Annotated in this window: 14 protein-coding genes; 6 read left to right on the top strand and 8 right to left on the bottom strand. The window is 71.9% G+C overall.

What is annotated here, in order from left to right; translation table 11 throughout:
- Window positions 1–240 precede the first annotated feature (240 nt).
- Together D6270_RS06520 and D6270_RS06515 are read left to right on the top strand one after the other, a co-directional pair.
- A complete protein-coding gene (locus D6270_RS06520) occupies window positions 241–957 on the top strand; it encodes a DsbA family oxidoreductase (RefSeq protein ID WP_109166301.1) in 717 nt (238 codons plus the stop codon).
- An 88-nt stretch (window positions 958–1,045) separates the two neighbouring features.
- Window positions 1,046–2,104: an aminotransferase class V-fold PLP-dependent enzyme gene (locus D6270_RS06515; RefSeq protein ID WP_109166302.1), complete on the top strand. Its 1,059-nt coding sequence runs from the start codon at window positions 1,046–1,048 to the stop codon at window positions 2,102–2,104.
- 30 nt (window positions 2,105–2,134) lie between these two features.
- Here D6270_RS06515 and D6270_RS06510 read toward each other — a convergent pair whose 3' ends face one another.
- Complete coding sequence (locus tag D6270_RS06510; protein WP_109166303.1) at window positions 2,135–2,641, bottom strand: MarR family winged helix-turn-helix transcriptional regulator; 507 nt, start codon at window positions 2,639–2,641, stop codon at window positions 2,135–2,137.
- A gap of 168 nt (window positions 2,642–2,809) precedes the next feature.
- Between D6270_RS06510 and D6270_RS06505 the strand changes: the two genes are divergently transcribed.
- Entirely contained in the window at window positions 2,810–3,880 is a 1,071-nt protein-coding gene (locus D6270_RS06505; protein ID WP_109166304.1) for an alkene reductase, read from the top strand.
- Here the strand turns inward: D6270_RS06505 and D6270_RS06500 are convergent.
- The 6 genes from D6270_RS06500 to D6270_RS06475 all read right to left on the bottom strand — a co-directional run bounded on the left by D6270_RS06500 (window position 3,856) and on the right by D6270_RS06475 (window position 9,755).
- Complete coding sequence (locus D6270_RS06500) at window positions 3,856–4,890, bottom strand: VOC family protein (RefSeq protein WP_109166305.1); 1,035 nt, start codon at window positions 4,888–4,890, stop codon at window positions 3,856–3,858. The genes D6270_RS06505 and D6270_RS06500 overlap by 25 nt on opposite strands.
- 102 nt (window positions 4,891–4,992) lie before the next feature.
- Window positions 4,993–5,886, bottom strand: a complete 894-nt coding sequence (gene thpD / locus D6270_RS06495; protein ID WP_109166306.1) for an ectoine hydroxylase — start codon at window positions 5,884–5,886, stop codon at window positions 4,993–4,995.
- 5 nt (window positions 5,887–5,891) lie between these two features.
- The gene (locus tag D6270_RS06490) at window positions 5,892–6,290 is read right to left on the bottom strand and encodes an ectoine synthase (protein ID WP_018512207.1); all 399 of its coding nucleotides are present in this window, start codon (window positions 6,288–6,290) and stop codon (window positions 5,892–5,894) included.
- Window positions 6,291–6,374: 84 nt separating this feature from the next.
- Window positions 6,375–7,637 carry a diaminobutyrate--2-oxoglutarate transaminase gene (ectB, locus tag D6270_RS06485; protein ID WP_109166307.1) on the bottom strand — a complete coding sequence of 421 codons (1,263 nt, stop codon included), beginning with the start codon at window positions 7,635–7,637 and terminating at the stop codon, window positions 6,375–6,377.
- Window positions 7,638–7,810: 173 nt separating this feature from the next.
- Window positions 7,811–8,341: a diaminobutyrate acetyltransferase gene (gene ectA / locus D6270_RS06480; RefSeq protein ID WP_109166308.1), complete on the bottom strand. Its 531-nt coding sequence runs from the start codon at window positions 8,339–8,341 to the stop codon at window positions 7,811–7,813.
- Between the two features lie 307 nt (window positions 8,342–8,648).
- Window positions 8,649–9,755: a pyridoxal-phosphate-dependent aminotransferase family protein gene (locus D6270_RS06475; RefSeq protein ID WP_109166309.1), complete on the bottom strand. Its 1,107-nt coding sequence runs from the start codon at window positions 9,753–9,755 to the stop codon at window positions 8,649–8,651.
- Between the two features lie 76 nt (window positions 9,756–9,831).
- On the opposite strand from D6270_RS06475, the gene D6270_RS06470 reads away from it, so the two are divergent.
- Both D6270_RS06470 and D6270_RS06465 read left to right on the top strand, forming a co-directional pair.
- On the top strand, window positions 9,832–10,944 hold the full coding sequence (locus D6270_RS06470; protein ID WP_109166310.1) for an amidohydrolase family protein: 1,113 nt from the start codon (window positions 9,832–9,834) through the stop codon (window positions 10,942–10,944).
- A 302-nt stretch (window positions 10,945–11,246) separates the two neighbouring features.
- On the top strand, window positions 11,247–12,269 hold the full coding sequence (locus D6270_RS06465; RefSeq protein WP_109166311.1) for an SCO1860 family LAETG-anchored protein: 1,023 nt from the start codon (window positions 11,247–11,249) through the stop codon (window positions 12,267–12,269).
- A 97-nt stretch (window positions 12,270–12,366) separates the two neighbouring features.
- Here D6270_RS06465 and cobC read toward each other — a convergent pair whose 3' ends face one another.
- The gene (cobC, locus tag D6270_RS06460) at window positions 12,367–13,935 is read right to left on the bottom strand and encodes an Rv2231c family histidinol phosphate aminotransferase CobC (RefSeq protein WP_109166312.1); all 1,569 of its coding nucleotides are present in this window, start codon (window positions 13,933–13,935) and stop codon (window positions 12,367–12,369) included.
- Window positions 13,936–14,141: 206 nt separating this feature from the next.
- On the opposite strand from cobC, the gene D6270_RS06455 reads away from it, so the two are divergent.
- Window positions 14,142–14,864, top strand: a complete 723-nt coding sequence (locus D6270_RS06455) for a ZIP family metal transporter (RefSeq protein ID WP_109166313.1) — start codon at window positions 14,142–14,144, stop codon at window positions 14,862–14,864.
- Window positions 14,865–14,909 lie beyond the last annotated feature (45 nt).

The raw sequence follows: 14,909 nt of genomic DNA, 5'->3' as shown, positions 1-14,909 counted from the left end.
GCGATAGCCGTGGTGGAGCTGCTGGGAACGGCTGCCGACCGCGGCGAGTTCGAGCAGGCCCCGGCGAGGAGGGGCTGGCCGATCCCGCAGAAGGAGGGGGCTCGCGCAACGGCGCGGGCTGCTACCGGAGCGCGGTTCGGTCCGGGGAATCACCAGGTCAGCTTCGGTGTTCGAACGAGGGGCCCGTCCTGCGGGGCGGCCTTCCCGAACCGTCCGCGACCCCTGGAGAGAAGAAGAGTCATGCGCGTCGAGATCTGGTCCGATATCGCTTGTCCCTGGTGCTACATCGGCAAGGCCCGCTTCGAGAAGGGGCTCGCCGAGTTCGCCCACCGGGACGAGGTCGAGGTCGTGCACCGCTCCTTCGAACTCGATCCCGGGCGGGCCAAGGGCGAGACCGAGAAGGTCGTCGACATGCTGGCCGCCAAGTACGGGCGGACCCGTGAGGAGGCCGCCGCCATGGAGGCCAACGTCGCGGCCAACGCGCAGGCCGAGGGGCTCGGTTACCGCACCGAGGGGCGGGACCACGGCTCCACCTTCGACATCCACCGGCTGCTGCACCTGGCGAAGGCCCGCGGACGCCAGGACGAGCTGCTGACCCTCGCCTACCGGGCCAACTTCGCCGAGGAGCGGTCCGTTTTCGACGACGACGTGCTGCTCGGCCTCGCCGTGGAGGCCGGACTCGACGCCGACGAGGCGCGTACGGTGCTCGCCGACCCTGAGGCGTACGCCGACGAGGTCCGGGCCGACGAGCGCGAGGCGTCCGAGCTGGGCGCCAACGCGGTGCCCTTCTTCGTCCTCGACCGGCGGTACGGGATCTCCGGCGGTCAGCCCTCGGAGGTCTTCGTCCAGGCGCTGGAGCAGGCGTGGAAGGACCGCCCGGCCACCGCGCTGACCACCGTCGGCGGCGACGCGGCGGCCTGCGACACGGACGGCGCCTGTGAGGTTCCGAAGGGCTGAGCAACGGCGCCGACTATAAGCATTTCTTGGGTGCTCCGCACAGATTCCGGCAATTGACTATGGGTCGCGGGGGCTCCAGGCTGGGCGCATGACGCTCTCTCCGCTCCGCCAGGTGGCCGCCGCCGAGTTCGCCCCGGAGGTCACGTACCTCAACACCTCCAGCTGGGGGCTGCTGCCCCGCCGCACCATCGCCGCCGTCAAGGCCCTCGCCGACGAGAACGCCGCAGGCCGCCGGATCGGCGCGGGCAGCTTCGACGTGGTGGAGGCGGCCCGGGCCGGCTTCGCCCGGCTCGCCGGGGTCCGGCCGGAGCGGGTCGCCACCGGCAGCTCGGTCACCGTCCATGTCGGGCTGATCGCCGCATCGCTCCCGGCGGGTGCCGAAGTCCTCGCGCCCGAGGGTGAGTTCAGCTCGGTGGTCAGCCCGTTCGCGCTCCGCGGGGATCTGCGTATGCGGTACGTCCCGCTCGCGGACCTCGCCGACGCCGTACGGCCCACCACCGCGCTCGTCGCCTTCTCCTCGGTCCAGTCGGCCGACGGCCGGGTCGCCGACCTCGCCGCCGTCCGCGCGGCCGCCGCCGCCCACGGGGCCCGGACCCTGCTGGACGCCACCCAGTCGGCGGGCTGGTTCCCGCTGGACGCCGGGGCCTACGACTACACCGTCACCGGCGGCTTCAAGTACCTGCTCTGCCCCAGGGGTACGTCGTTCCTCACCGTGACCGAGGAGGCGCAGGCCACCCTGCCCCACCTCTTCGCCGGATGGGTCGCCGCCGGAGCGCCCTGGACCGGCAACTACGGCCCGCTGGAGCGCGTCGCCCCCGGTGCGCGCGGGTTCGACGAGCCGCCCGCGTTCCTCTCGTACCACGGGGCGGAGCACTCCCTGGCCCTGCTCGCGGAGGTCGGCATCGACGCGCTGTACGCGCACGCCACCTCGCTCGCCGCCCGGCTGCGCTCGGGGCTGGTGGAGCTGGGTCACGAGGTGGTGCCGGGGGAGTCGGCGATCGTCTCCGTGCCGGGGCTGGACGGCCGCCACGACGAGCTCACCCGGGCCGGGATCGCGGTCTCGGCCCCGGCCGGGAACCTGCGGATCTCCTGCCACCTCTACAACACCGGGGCGGACGTCGACCGAGTCCTGGACGTGCTGGGCTGAGGGGGCCGGAAGCCGGGGGCGGGCGGGGGTTCAGCCCCGTTCCGGGCAGCCCTCCGTCTCGTGGCAGAGGTTCGCCTCCACCTTCGCCAGCAGCCGCGTCAGCTCCGTACGCTCATCGCTCGCCAGTCCCGCGAGCGTGTGCTCCTCCAGGCTGCCCCACGCGTCCCGCACCGCCGTGTGCAGCGCGCAGCTCTCGTCCGTCGCCTCGACCAGCACGGCCCGCCGGTCGTCCGGGTCGGGGCGGCGGCGCACATGGCCGGTCTGTTCGAGGCGCTGGAGCATCTTGGTGACCGTGGACGGGTCCAGGTCCAGGGTCTTGATCAGCTCGGCCTGGCGGACCGGCCCCGAGTCCCACAGCTGCATCATCAGCAGCTCCTGGCCCGGGTAGAGCCCCAGGCCCTTCAGCAGCTTCCCCGCCGCGATCCGGTGCAGTCGGGCGACCCGGGATACGGCATGGCTCACAGGGCCGCTGAGCGCTGCTCCGGGCAGCGCGTCGGTACAGGCGGCTTCCGCGGTGCCGGCGGGGGCGGTGTTCATGTCGGGGCTCCTCGGTGCTGCTCCGGTAGGGCTTCGATCATGCCCGGCAGTCCTTTCCCCCACTTTACCTTGGTCGGCCAAGTAATGAGCTACAGTGGCGGTCGGTGTCAATGGTTGGCCGACCACATACCCCTTCGATTGGTCGACCACATACTTTTGGGAGCCCTTATGACCACCGCTTTCGACCCGATCGACCTGTCCGGCACCCCGCTGGCCAACCGCATCGTGATGGCCCCGATGACCCGGAGCCGGGCGGGCGAGGGCGGTACGGCCACCGAGCTCACGGCCGCCTACTACGCCCAGCGCGCCTCGGCGGGCCTCGTCATCACCGAGGGCATCCAGCCCTCCGTCGTCGGCCAGGGCTACCCCTTCACACCGGGACTGCACAGCGCCGAGCAGGTCGCCTCCTGGCGCAAGGTCACCGACGCGGTGCACGCCGAGGGCGGCCGGATCTTCGCCCAGATCATGCACGCGGGCCGCATCGGCCACCCGGTCCTGCTCCCCGAAGGACTGACCCCGGTCGGCCCCTCGCCGGTCAAGGCCGAGGGGCAGGTCTACACCCACGAGGGCCCCAAGGACTTCGTGGTGCCGCACGAGCTGACCGACGCCGAGATCCGGCAGACCATCGCCGACTTCGTCTCCGCCTCCCGCAACGCCATCGAGGCCGGGTTCGACGGCGTGGAGCTGCACGGGGCCAACGGCTACCTCATCCACCAGTTCCTGGCGCCCAACACCAATCTGCGCACCGACGGGTGGGGCGGCTCGGAGACCGGCCGCATCCGGTTCGCCGTGGAGGTCGTCAAGGCGGTCGCGGCCGAGATCGGCGCCGCACGTACCGGGCTGCGCATCTCGCCGTCGAACGTCTACAACGACATCGACGAGCCCGCCCCGGACGCCGTCTACACCGCGCTGGTCCAGGAGATCGAACCGCTCGGCCTCGCCTACCTGCACATCCTGGAGGGCGCCCCGATCCGCGAGCTGACCCTCTCCCTGCGCAAGGTGTTCACCGGCACCCTCCTCATCAACGTGCACTCCGACGGGCCGACCGGGCCGGACGACCACACCGTGATCGACGACGGGATCGCCGACCTCATCTCGTACGGCGTGCTCTTCCTCGCCAACCCGGACCTGCCCGCCCGGCTCAAGGCCGGGGGCCCCTTCAACACCCCCGACCCGGCGTCCTTCTTCGGCGGCGACGCCAAGGGCTACACCGACTACCCGGCGCTCGACGCCGTCTGATCCTCCAGGGGCCGCCCGTCCCACCGCCACTCCGTGCGGCGCGGGCGGCCCGGCAGTTCGGCGCGGCCGGTGGCCCAGAGCAGGACGGTCCACCGGTCGCCGCCCGCCGGGGCGCCGGGGAAGAGCCGGGCCAGCGCCCGGTCGCAGAGCGCGGCGGGCGGCGCCCACGTGAGGCCCAGCCCCTCCGCGAGGTCATACGTGTGCACCAGCGTCTCCACCACCCCCATCGCGGCGAAGCCCTCCGGGTCGGAGATCCCGTACCCGTGGTACGAGCGCACCTCCGGCGGAGTCGTCCGCGCCATCGACGCCAGCAGCGCACCGCTCGCCTCCAGGGTCGCCAGCAGCCCGGCGGGCCCGGCCGCGCGGTCGGCGAAGACCGCGTTGGCCGGGCCGCCCCGCCGGTCGGGGACCCACCGGTAGGGCACCTCACCGTCCACCGGGGGCGTGCGCGGGCCCAACTGGACGGCGTACGCGAACAGGTCGTCACTCAGGTGCTCCACCGTCTCCCAGCAGGTCCACTCCAGCGTCCCGGCAGCCCCGTCCCAGCCGTCCGCCGGAGCCCCGGCCAGCGTGTCCACCGCGAGCCGCACGGCGGTCGTCACATCGTCGGCGGTCACCGGCGGCCGGGTCCCGCCCGGCGCGGCCCGCTCGGCGGCGGAACGCTCCACACAGAACTCGTTGCCCTCGGGGTCCGCCAGGGTCGCCCACCCCCGCCCGTCCGCTCTCCGGTGGTCGCCCACCAGCGTGGCCCCGAGCGCGAGCAGCCGCTCCACCTCCTCGTCCCGAGTGCGGTCCTGCGGCTGGACGTCCAGGTGGACGCGGTTCTTGGCGGTCTTCGTGTCGGGGCCCTGCACGAAGAGGATCGCCGCGCCCGGGGTCTCGAGCAGGGCCTCGGGATCGCCGGGGAAGTCGTCGGCGGCCAGCGGGGCGCCGAGCACCTGGGACCAGAAGCTGCCGAGCGCGTAGGCGTCGGCGCAGTCGACGGTGATGTGCCGTACGTGAGAAGTCATGGCCGCCACCCTGGCCCGCGGCCGGCGGCGGGGTCCAGTGGGTTACGCGTGATGGGCCCGGGACGGCGTACCGTCCCGGGCCCATCACGCGGGCGGATGCCGCTACTTCACCGGGGTGAAGTCCCGTGCCCCGATGAAGTCGGGGCGGCGGATCGGCGCCGCGAACGGCTCCTGCGCCTCGTTCTCCACGCTGTTGAAGACGATGAAGACGTTGGAGCGCGCGTACGGGGTGATGTTGTCGCCCGACCCGTGCATCGCGTTGCAGTCGAACCAGGTCGCCGAGCCGGCCTGGCCCGTGAAGAGCCTGATGCCGTGGCGGTCGGCCATCTTCGTCAGCGCCTCGTCGGACGGGGTGCCGGCGTCCTGCATCTGGAGCGACTTCTTGTAGTTGTCCTTCGGCGTCTCGCCCGCACAGCCGAGGAACGTCTTGTGCGAACCGGGCATGATCATCAGCCCGCCGTTGGTGTCGAAGTTCTCGGTGAGCGCGATCGACACGGAGACGGTCCGCATGTTGGGCAGCCCGTCCTCGGCGTGCCACGTCTCGAAGTCCGAGTGCCAGTAGAAGCCCGAGGCGCCGAAGCCCGGCTTCACATTGATACGGGACTGGTGGACGTATACGTCCGTGCCCAGGATCTGGCGGGCGCGGCCCACCACCCGCTCGTCGCGGACCAGCCCGGCGAAGACCTCGCTGATCTTGTGGACCTCGAAGACGGACCGCACGTTCTGCGACTGCTTCTCCACGATGGAGCGCTCGTCGGCACGGATCAGCGGGTCGGCGACCAGCCGGTCCAGCTCCGCCCGGTAGACGGCGACCTCGTCGGGGGTGATCAGCTGGTCGACGGTGAGGAAGCCGTCGTGCTCGTATCCCTGGAGGTCCTTGGCGGCGATCGGGCCCGGTGCGCCCGGCGCGGACCAGATGACCGGGTCCTGGCGGGGAGTGGTCATCTCGGCGGCGCCGCGCGAGGGGTACAGATCGGCGCGTACTTCGGTGGTCATACGGTTCAGGCCTCCTCGGTCAGCAGTGGGTAGACACCGTTCTCGTCATGGTCCTCCCGTCCGGTGACGGGCGGGTTGAAGACGCACACGCAGCGGAAGTCGGTCTTGGGCCGCAGGGTGTGCCGCTCATGGCCGTCCAGCAGGTACATCGTGCCCGGGGAGATCCAGTGGGTCTCGCCCGTCTCGTCGTTGGTGAGCTCGGCCTCGCCCTCGGTGCACAGGACCGCCTCGATGTGGTTCGCGTACCACATGGAGGTCTCGGTGCCCGCGTAGAGCACGGTCTCGTGGAGCGAGAAGCCCACCTTCTCCTTGGCGAGCACGATGCGCTTGCTCTCCCAGGTGCCGGACGCGGACTTCACATGCCGGTCGGTGTTCTCGATGTCCTTGAACGATCGGACGATCACGGTGAGCAGTGCCTTTCTCTTGAACTCCGCCCCGGGCCCGCGGGCCCGGGGCGCTCTTTCTCCGCCTGCCCCGGACTCGCCGGGTCAGGCCGTCTCGCGGACGCAGCGGGCCAGCGTGCGCAGCCCCTCGTCCAGTTCCTCGGTGGTGACGGTCAGCGGCGGCAGCAGCTTGACGACCTCGCTCTGCGGGCCGGAGGTCTCCAGCAGGAGTCCCAGCTCGAAGGCGCGGGCGCAGACCGCCGAGGCGCGGGCCGGGTCCTCGAACTCCATGCCCCAGACCAGGCCGCGGCCGCGGAACTGCGCGGTCGGCTCCTCGGCGCAGATGGCCAGCAGCGCCTGCTCCACCTGCTCGCCGCGGGCCAGGGTCTGCTTCTCCATCTGACCGTCGGCCCAGTACGCCTGCAGCGCGGCCGCGGCCGTCACGAAGGCCGGGTTGTTGCCGCGGAAGGTGCCGTTGTGCTCGCCCGGCTCCCAGATGTCCAGCTCAGGCTTGAACAGGCAGAGCGACATGGGCAGCCCGTAACCGCTGATGGACTTCGACAGCGTGACGATGTCCGGGACGATGCCGGCCTCCTCGAAGGAGAAGAAGCCGCCGGTACGGCCGCAGCCCATCTGGATGTCGTCCACGATCAGCAGCATGTCCTGGCGCTCGCACAGCTCCTTGAGCGCGCGCAGCCACTCGGCGCGGGCCACGTTGATACCGCCCTCGCCCTGGACCGTCTCCACGATCACGGCGGCGGGCTTGTTGAGCCCGGAGCCCTGGTCATCGAGGAGCCGCTCGAACCAGAGGAAGTCGGGGACGGTGCCCTCGAAGTAGTTGTCGAACGGCATCGGGGTGCCGTGCACCAGCGGGATGCCGGCGCCGGCCCGCTTGAACGCGTTGCCGGTGACGGCGAGCGAGCCCAGCGACATGCCGTGGAAGGCGTTGGTGAACGAGACGACCGACTCGCGGCCCTTGACCTTACGGGCCAGCTTCAGCGCCGACTCGACGGCGTTGGTGCCCGTCGGGCCGGGGAACATGACCTTGTACGGGAGGTCGCGCGGGCGCAGGATGACGTTCTGGAACGTCTCCAGGAAGGCGCGCTTGGCGGTGGTCGCCATGTCCAGGCCGTGGGTGATGCCGTCGCGCTCGATGTAGTCGATCAGCGCTCGTTTCAGCACCGGGTTGTTGTGGCCGTAGTTGAGCGAGCCGGCCCCGGCGAAGAAGTCCAGGTAGGTGTGGCCGTCCTCGTCGGTCAGCCGGGCGCCCTGCGCGCGGTCGAAGACGGCCGGCCAGCCGCGGCAGTAGCTGCGGACCTCCGACTCCAGGGTCTCGAAGACGCTCAGTGCGGGCGGGGTGATGGTCACAGCGGGTCTCCTGCGTGAGGGGGTGTGACGGGCGATGTGGTCGGTGCTCCCCGCCGCACCAGGGCGGCCGGGACCGCGCCGGATGGTCGGCCGGCGCGAAAAGTCGTGGGGGACCGGGCGTACGGGTCAGGTACGCCGGGCCGTGAACGGGCGGATCAGGTGACGCGGCTGCCTCAGCCGGCGAACGGGCCTATCCGGTAGAGGACCTCCGGCAGGTGCGTCCCCTCGGGGAACAGCCCCCCGTCGAAGAGGACCTCCTGCTCCAGGGCGACGTCGTGCCGCTGGGCGTAGGACGTGAACAGCCGGTCGGACGCGGTGTTGTCCGGGGTGATCGTCGTCTCGACGCAGGAGAGCCCCTGGTCGGCGGCGACCCGGGCGGTCAGCGCGTCCAGCAGGGTGGCGGCCAGTCCCTTGCCGCGATGCGCCTGGTCGACGGCCACCTGCCAGACGACGAGGGCCTCGGGGCGGTCGGGCCTGATGTAGCCGGTGACGAAGGCGATCGGCTCACCGTCCTCGCCACGGGCGACGGCGGACGTCGCGGCGAAGTCGCGACACCACAGCAGGTAGCTGTACGAGGAGTTCAGGTCCAGAACCTGGGAGTCGCGGGCGATGCGCCAGATCGCGGCTCCGTCCTCCACTCGTGGCGTGTCGATACTCAGGAATTCACTTCGGGCACGGGCAAAATCTGCTGGTGCGGCGGTCATGCGAATTGAATTTACCCAGCAAATTTCTAAATTGCATCGAGGCAAAGGGTTGGGTAGGGCGCCTTCATGTGTTATCAGGCGTGCGCGAGATTCGACCGAACCCCGGTACGATTTCGCACTCTTTGTGCCGAATTTTTCGGGCATAACGCCGCTCTTGTGGAGTCGGTCACAGGGTTGTAACTCCTCTGAGACGTGTCCGAATCATGAAGTTCGGACCCCGAAAAACTTCCGCGTTTAGCAGGATGGAAAGCGGGCAGAAGAATGCGGGGAGCTAATTTCGATAAAGTAGCTCCCCGCATTATGAATATCAGAGGCCCGGGGAGGTTTCCGTCACCGCACGACGGGCAGCCTCGAAGTCGACCTGCCGGCCCGTGGCGGCCAGCGCCGCCCCCAGAGCCCCGAGCGAGGACAGCACCGCGTTCCGCGTCGCGTCCGCACCGTAGTGATTGACCCGGATCATCTCCTTGGAGAGAGCCCCGCCGCCCGCGACGAGCGGCAGCGTGGGCTCCAGCTCCAGCGCCCGCGCGACCAGCGCCGACGCGTCGGTTCCCGCCGGGGTGCGCAGCGTGGTGGCCACCGGAGCGGCGTCCCGCGCCTGAAGGACGTACGGCTCCAGACCGCCGCCCAGCGCCACCGCACCCACCCGGGTCGCCGCCGCGGCCGAGGCGTGGCGGGCCATCACCTCGTCCAGGCCGTCCTCCTCGATCCGCTCCAGGCACGCCTCCAGACCCAGCATCTCCAGCTGCGCCGGAGCGTGCGGCAGGGCCTTGCGGCCCGCGTCGATCCAGCGCTCCCTCCAGTCCAGCAGCGAGAGGTACGAGCGGCGCGGGGCGGCCGGGTTGGCGGCGATCCGCTCCCAGGCCCGCTCGCTCACCGAGACCGCCGACACCCCGGCCGGACCGCCCATCGCCTTCTGCGCTCCGATCACGCACAGGTCGACGCCCCAGGCGTCCGGCAGCAGCGGCTCGGCGGCCACCGAGGCGACCGCGTCCAGCATGAACAGCGCCCCGTGCGCCCGGACCACCTCGCCGATCTCCGCGACCGGGTTGGTGTTGCCGGTCGCCGCCTCCGCGTGCACCAGGGAGACGAAGTCGATCTCCGGGTGCTCGGCGAGCGCCTCGGCGATCTGGGCGGCACTCACGGCGGTGTGGAAGGGCACGGTGAGGTCGACGACCCGGGCGCCGCAGTCCCGCAGCCAGTTGCCGAAGGTCTGCCCGTACGGTCCGGTGACCACGTTCAGCGCGGTCGAACCGGGCCGGGCGCCGCTACGGATGCAGCCCTCCAGCGGCAGCAGCGCCTCGCCCTGTGTGATGACGACGTCCTGCTCGGTGGCGAGGAGCGCGGCCACCCGCCTCTCGATGGCCGCGAAGTGCGCGGCGGTCAGCGGGGGGAGGTCGAGGAAGGGGTGTGTCACGGTGGGGCTCTCTTCGGGTTCGGTCGGCGGTCGACAGGCTCCAGCAGCCTACCGAGGGCCTCGTACAGTGCCGCCTATGAGTGATCAGGTGCGCGATCAGGACGGGCAGCGGGTGCTGCGGGTGAGGGGACGGGTCCTCGTCGGCCCGGACGAGGTACGCGACGAACTGTGGGCCGTCGGCGGGCGGATCACCTACGAGCGGCCGCCGGGCGCGGACCGCGCGGAGACGGTCACCGGCTGGGTGCTGCCCGGCCTCGTCGACGCGCACTGCCATGTGGGGCTGGACCGGCACGGCCCGGTCGACGCGGCGACCGCCGAGAAGCAGGCGCTCACCGACCGGGAGGCCGGGACCCTGCTCATCCGGGACGCCGGATCGCCCTCCGACACCCGCTGGATCGACGATCGCGATGACCTGCCGAAGATCATCAGGGCGGGCCGCCACATCGCCAGGACCCGCCGCTACATCCGCAACTACGCCCATGAGATCGAGCCCGGCGACCTCGTCGCGTACGTCGCCCGGGAGGCCCGGCGCGGCGACGGCTGGGTCAAGCTGGTGGGGGACTGGATCGACCGGGACGCGGGCGACCTGACCGCCTGCTGGCCGCGCGGCGAGGTCGAGGCGGCCATCGCCGAGGCGCACCGGCTGGGCGCCCGGGTCACCGCGCACTGCTTCGCCGAGGCGGCGCTGCGCGATCTGGTGGAGGCGGGCATCGACTGCGTCGAACACGCCACCGGCCTCACCGAGGAGACCGTCCCGCTCTTCGCCGAGCGCGGTGTCGCGATCGTCCCGACGCTGGTCAACATCGCCACGTTCCCGGACCTCGCGGCGGGCGGCGAGGCCAAGTTCCCCCGCTGGTCGGCCCATATGCGGCAGCTGTACGAGCGCCGCTACGACACCGTGCGGGCCGCGTACGACGCGGGCATCCCGGTCTACGTCGGCACCGACGCGGGCGGCTCGCTGGCGCACGGCCTGGTCGCGGGCGAGGTCGCCGAGCTGGTGAAGGCGGGCATCCCGCCGCTGGAGGCGCTCTCCGCCACCGCGTGGGGGGCGAGGAGCTGGCTGGGGCGGCCGGGGCTCGAGGAAGGGGCTCCGGCGGACCTGGTCGTGTACGACGAGGACCCGCGCGCGGATGTCCGGGTGCTGGCGGCCCCGCGCCACATCGTGCTGAACGGGCGGGTCACCGGCTGAGGTGGTGCCGGGTTGACAGGCAGTGACGGATGCCGCCCCCGGCTCGTTGAGATGGTCCGGCTCATCGCTGCGCCCGGCTCCTGACATGTGAAACGGGTGATGTGGAGGGGTGAGAGGGAACGCGCGTGCCGAAAGATTCGAATATGCGCGCGGAAACCCCCCTTTGGGGTGAACTCACGCCAGGTGTCCGCCAGTTCACCCACAGTGCGTAAAGATTCACGGAGTCGAGGCCACCGGCACAGGCGATGTCCCCCATTGGACTGCGCCGGTGGCTCCATGTCTCTTGTGGGGGTTCCACCATCTTGAACAGCAACACCTTCCGCCTCGCCGCCCTGGCGGTCGCCGCCGCTCCCGTCGCTCTGTTTGCCGCCGTCCCCGCGCAGGCAGCCCCGGCGACGCCCGCCACCGGCGGCGAGGGCAGGGCGAGCGCGGTCGTGCTCCGTACCGGACTCGACGTCTCGCTCGTCAACAAGTCCGTCCAGGTGCCCCTCAAGGTCACGCTCAACGAGGTGCACGCGCCGGCCAGCGCCGAGAAGACCGCGCTCACCGTCAACCTGGACGGCGTGGAGGGCGGACAGCCGGTCAGTGTCCTGCGCGCCGACGTGGCCACCGCGAACGCCACCGTGGACGAGAAGAAGGCCGAGGGCTACACCAACCTGGCCAAGGCCCGGGTCCATGTGCCCGGGCTGCCCCTGCTCTCCCTGATCGAGGTCGAGAAGGTGACCTCCAAGGCGCTCTGCGAGGTCGGCAAGCAGCCCGTCGCCGAATCGAACGTCCTCGGCCATGTCTCGGTGCTCGGCAAGAAGGTGACGCTCTCCGCGGGCGGCCCGACCCGGGTGGTGGTGCCGGGTGTCGGCGAGGTCAGCCTCGACCTGTCGAAGACCGAGACCACCTCGCGTACGGCGGCCGCGACGGCGCTCCAGCTGAAGGTCTCGGTCAACCCGCTCAAGCTCAACGTGGCCGAGGTGGAGGGCGAGGTCACCCTGGCCGAGGCGACCTGCGAGACCCCGAAGGAGCCCAAGACGCCCGAGGAGCCGGGCGGTTCCACGGGCGGTGACACCGGAGGCTCCACGGGCGGCTCCAGCGGTGGCGACTCGGGCGGTTCGGACGGCGGCTCCACCGGCGGCGACCAGGGCGACGGCGGCACCGATGTGAAGCCGCAGACCGGCTCCGACTCCGGCAAGGCCCCCACCACCGCCAACCTCGCCGAGACCGGTGGCAGCTCCACCACCCCGTACCTCGCGGGCGGCGCGGCCCTGCTGCTGGCGATCGGCGCGGGCGCCACGGTGGCCGCCCGCAGGCGGAGCGGCGCCAGCCGGAGCTGATCCGCGCGCGGCAGAAGGGACCGCAGGAACGGCGTCCGTACGACGGAACGCCGCCCCACGGGCCGTCCGCCGCGCGGCGGACGGCCCCGGGGCTCCCTCAGCGCCCCGTACGCGCGGGCAGCGCCTGGACCGCCTGGTCCAGGGCCTGGAGGAAGCGGTTGGTCGTCGCCCGGTCGCGGACGGCCAGCCGCAGCCACTGCGGCCCCAGCCCCGGGAACGTATCGCCGCGCCGGGCCGCGAACCCCAGCAGCCGCAGCCGCTCCCGGACCTCCGCCGCCCGCTCCAGCCGCACCAGCACGAACGGGCCCCAGGCCGCCTCCACCGCCCGCACCTCGCTGAACTCCGCGAGCCCGGCCAGCAGATGGTCCCGGTCCACGGTGATCCGGTCCGCCGCCTCGGCCGCCTCCACCAGCGCCCTCGGCTCCATGCACGCCTGGGCCGCCGCCAGCGCCGGGGACGACACCGGCCACAGCGGCTGCGCCTCGGCCAGCAGCGCGATCGTCTCCGGGTCGGCCAGGACGTAACCGATCCGCAGTCCGGCCAGCCCCCACGTCTTGGTGAGGCTGCGCAGCACGACCAGACCCGGGATGTCCGTACGGCCGCACAGCGCCTCGCGCTCGCCCGGCACCACGTCCATGAACGCCTCGTCGACCACCAGCGTCCGCCCCGGTCTGGCCAGCCGCTCCAGCAGGGCCGCCGGGTGCAGCACCGACGTCGGGTTGGTCGGATTGCCGACCACCACCAGATCCGCCTCGTCGGGGACCGCCGCCGGATCCAGCCGGAAGCCGTCCTCCTCCCGCAGCAGCACCCGCCCCACCCCGTGCCCGGCCGCCCGCAGGGCCGCCTCCGGCTCGGTGAACTGCGGATGCACGACCACCGGACGACGGGCCGGGAGCGCCCGGGCGATCAGGACGAACGCCTCAGCGGCACCGGCCGTCAACAGCACGCGTTCCACCGGCAGTCCGTGCCGCTCGGCGACCGCCTCCCGGGCCGGTGTGCCGTCGGGGTAGGCGGCGAGTGAGACCAGGGACGCGGCTATGCGCTGGCGCAGCCACTCCGGTGGTGTGTGGGTGCGGACGTTCACGGCGAGATCGGTCAGATTCTCGCCGCGCACCTCCGCGTCGCCGTGGTGCCGCAGGTCGGGCCCGGCGCTCTCGATGTTCTGTGTGGGGGGTGTCATGGCTGCCATGGTGAACGGGCGGGGGCCTTCCGTCACGAGTGGGGTGGAAGTTTTCTCGCCGGAAACGGGGAACGGCGCCAGGACGGCCGGAATCCGGCGTGCCACCGCGCAGGTCGCCACCCCCTTGCCGACGCGCTTCCCCACCACCAGCTCGTCCGCCTCGATCAGCGCCGCCGCCTCCGCGACCGACGGCGTGCCCACCGCCCCGGCCGCCGCACCCGACGGATGCGGCACGCGCACCGCCGCCAGCGCCGCCGCCGGATACGTCCGCACCGGCACCCCGAGCCGGGCGGCCGCCCCCACGATCCCCGGCTCGTCCGCCTTCGCGTCGACGGTCGCCACCTCCGCCACATCGACGGTCCGCAGCCCCGCCCCGCGCAGGGTCTCCTCGATCAGGCCGTACACCTCGCCGAGCGGCGCTCCCCGGCGGGCACCGACCCCGACGACCAGGTTCCGCGCGCCGGGCTCGGATGTGGGGGTCGTCATGGCGGAGCCTGCCTTTCCGATCAAGCGGTGGGGGGAGCCGTTCCGTATACGGTCACGGATCCGGCGGTCGCACGGTTCGCCGCGCAGTCCGCCGCACGGTGCGTCGTAGGGGCGGACGGGGCCGCCAGGGGGAGGGGTGCGGGTGAGGGCATGGGTAAGGACACCCTGAGATGCGGCCGGCCCGGTCGATCGACTAGCAAGAGCCCATGGCGGTGTTCGTCGCGCTCGGCGCGTTCCTGATGACTCTGGCCGGCGGCTGGGTCGCACAACGCGTCACGGACCGCCGCCATCTGGTGCTCGGCTTCGCGGGCGGGCTGATGCTCGGCGTGGTCGGCCTGGACCTCCTGCCGGAGGCGATGGAGGCCGCGGGCACCCCGGTGTTCGGGGTGCCCGCCGCCCTGCTGCTCTTCGTCGGCGGCTTCCTGGTGGCCCATCTGGTCGAGGGGCTGCTCGCCGTACGCCAGGTGGCACACGGGGCGAGCGGTGAGCGCGTACCGCAGGTGGGGCTCACGGCGGCCGCCGCGATGGTCGGCCACAGCCTGATGGACGGCATCGCGCTCGGCGCGGCCTTCCAGGTCGGCGGAGCCATGGGCCTGGCCGTCGCGCTGGCGGTGATCAGTCATGACTTCGCCGACGGATTCAACACGTACACCCTCACCAGTCTCTACGGGAACGCCCGCCGCAAGGCGCTCCTGATGCTGTTCGCGGCCGCCGTGGCACCGGTCGTGGGCGCCGCGACGACGCTGCTGTTCACCCTTCCGGAGGAACTGCTCGGCGGCTATCTCGGATTCTTCGGCGGAGCCCTGCTCTACCTGGCCGCTGCGGAGATTCTTCCCGAGGCGCACCACACCCATCCCGCCCGCTCCACTCTTCTCTGCACCATCGGGGGCGTGGGCTTCATCTGGCTGGTCGTGGGCATCGCCGAGTGAGCCCGCGTACGCCCGCACGCTTCGTCACGACGAACGCGCGGGGGC

The sequence above is a fragment of the Streptomyces griseus subsp. griseus genome (genome assembly GCF_003610995.1).
Lineage (GTDB): Bacteria > Actinomycetota > Actinomycetes > Streptomycetales > Streptomycetaceae > Streptomyces.
The sequence above is the reverse complement of the archived record's forward strand: the minus strand, read 5'-3'. Positions and strand labels throughout refer to the sequence as shown.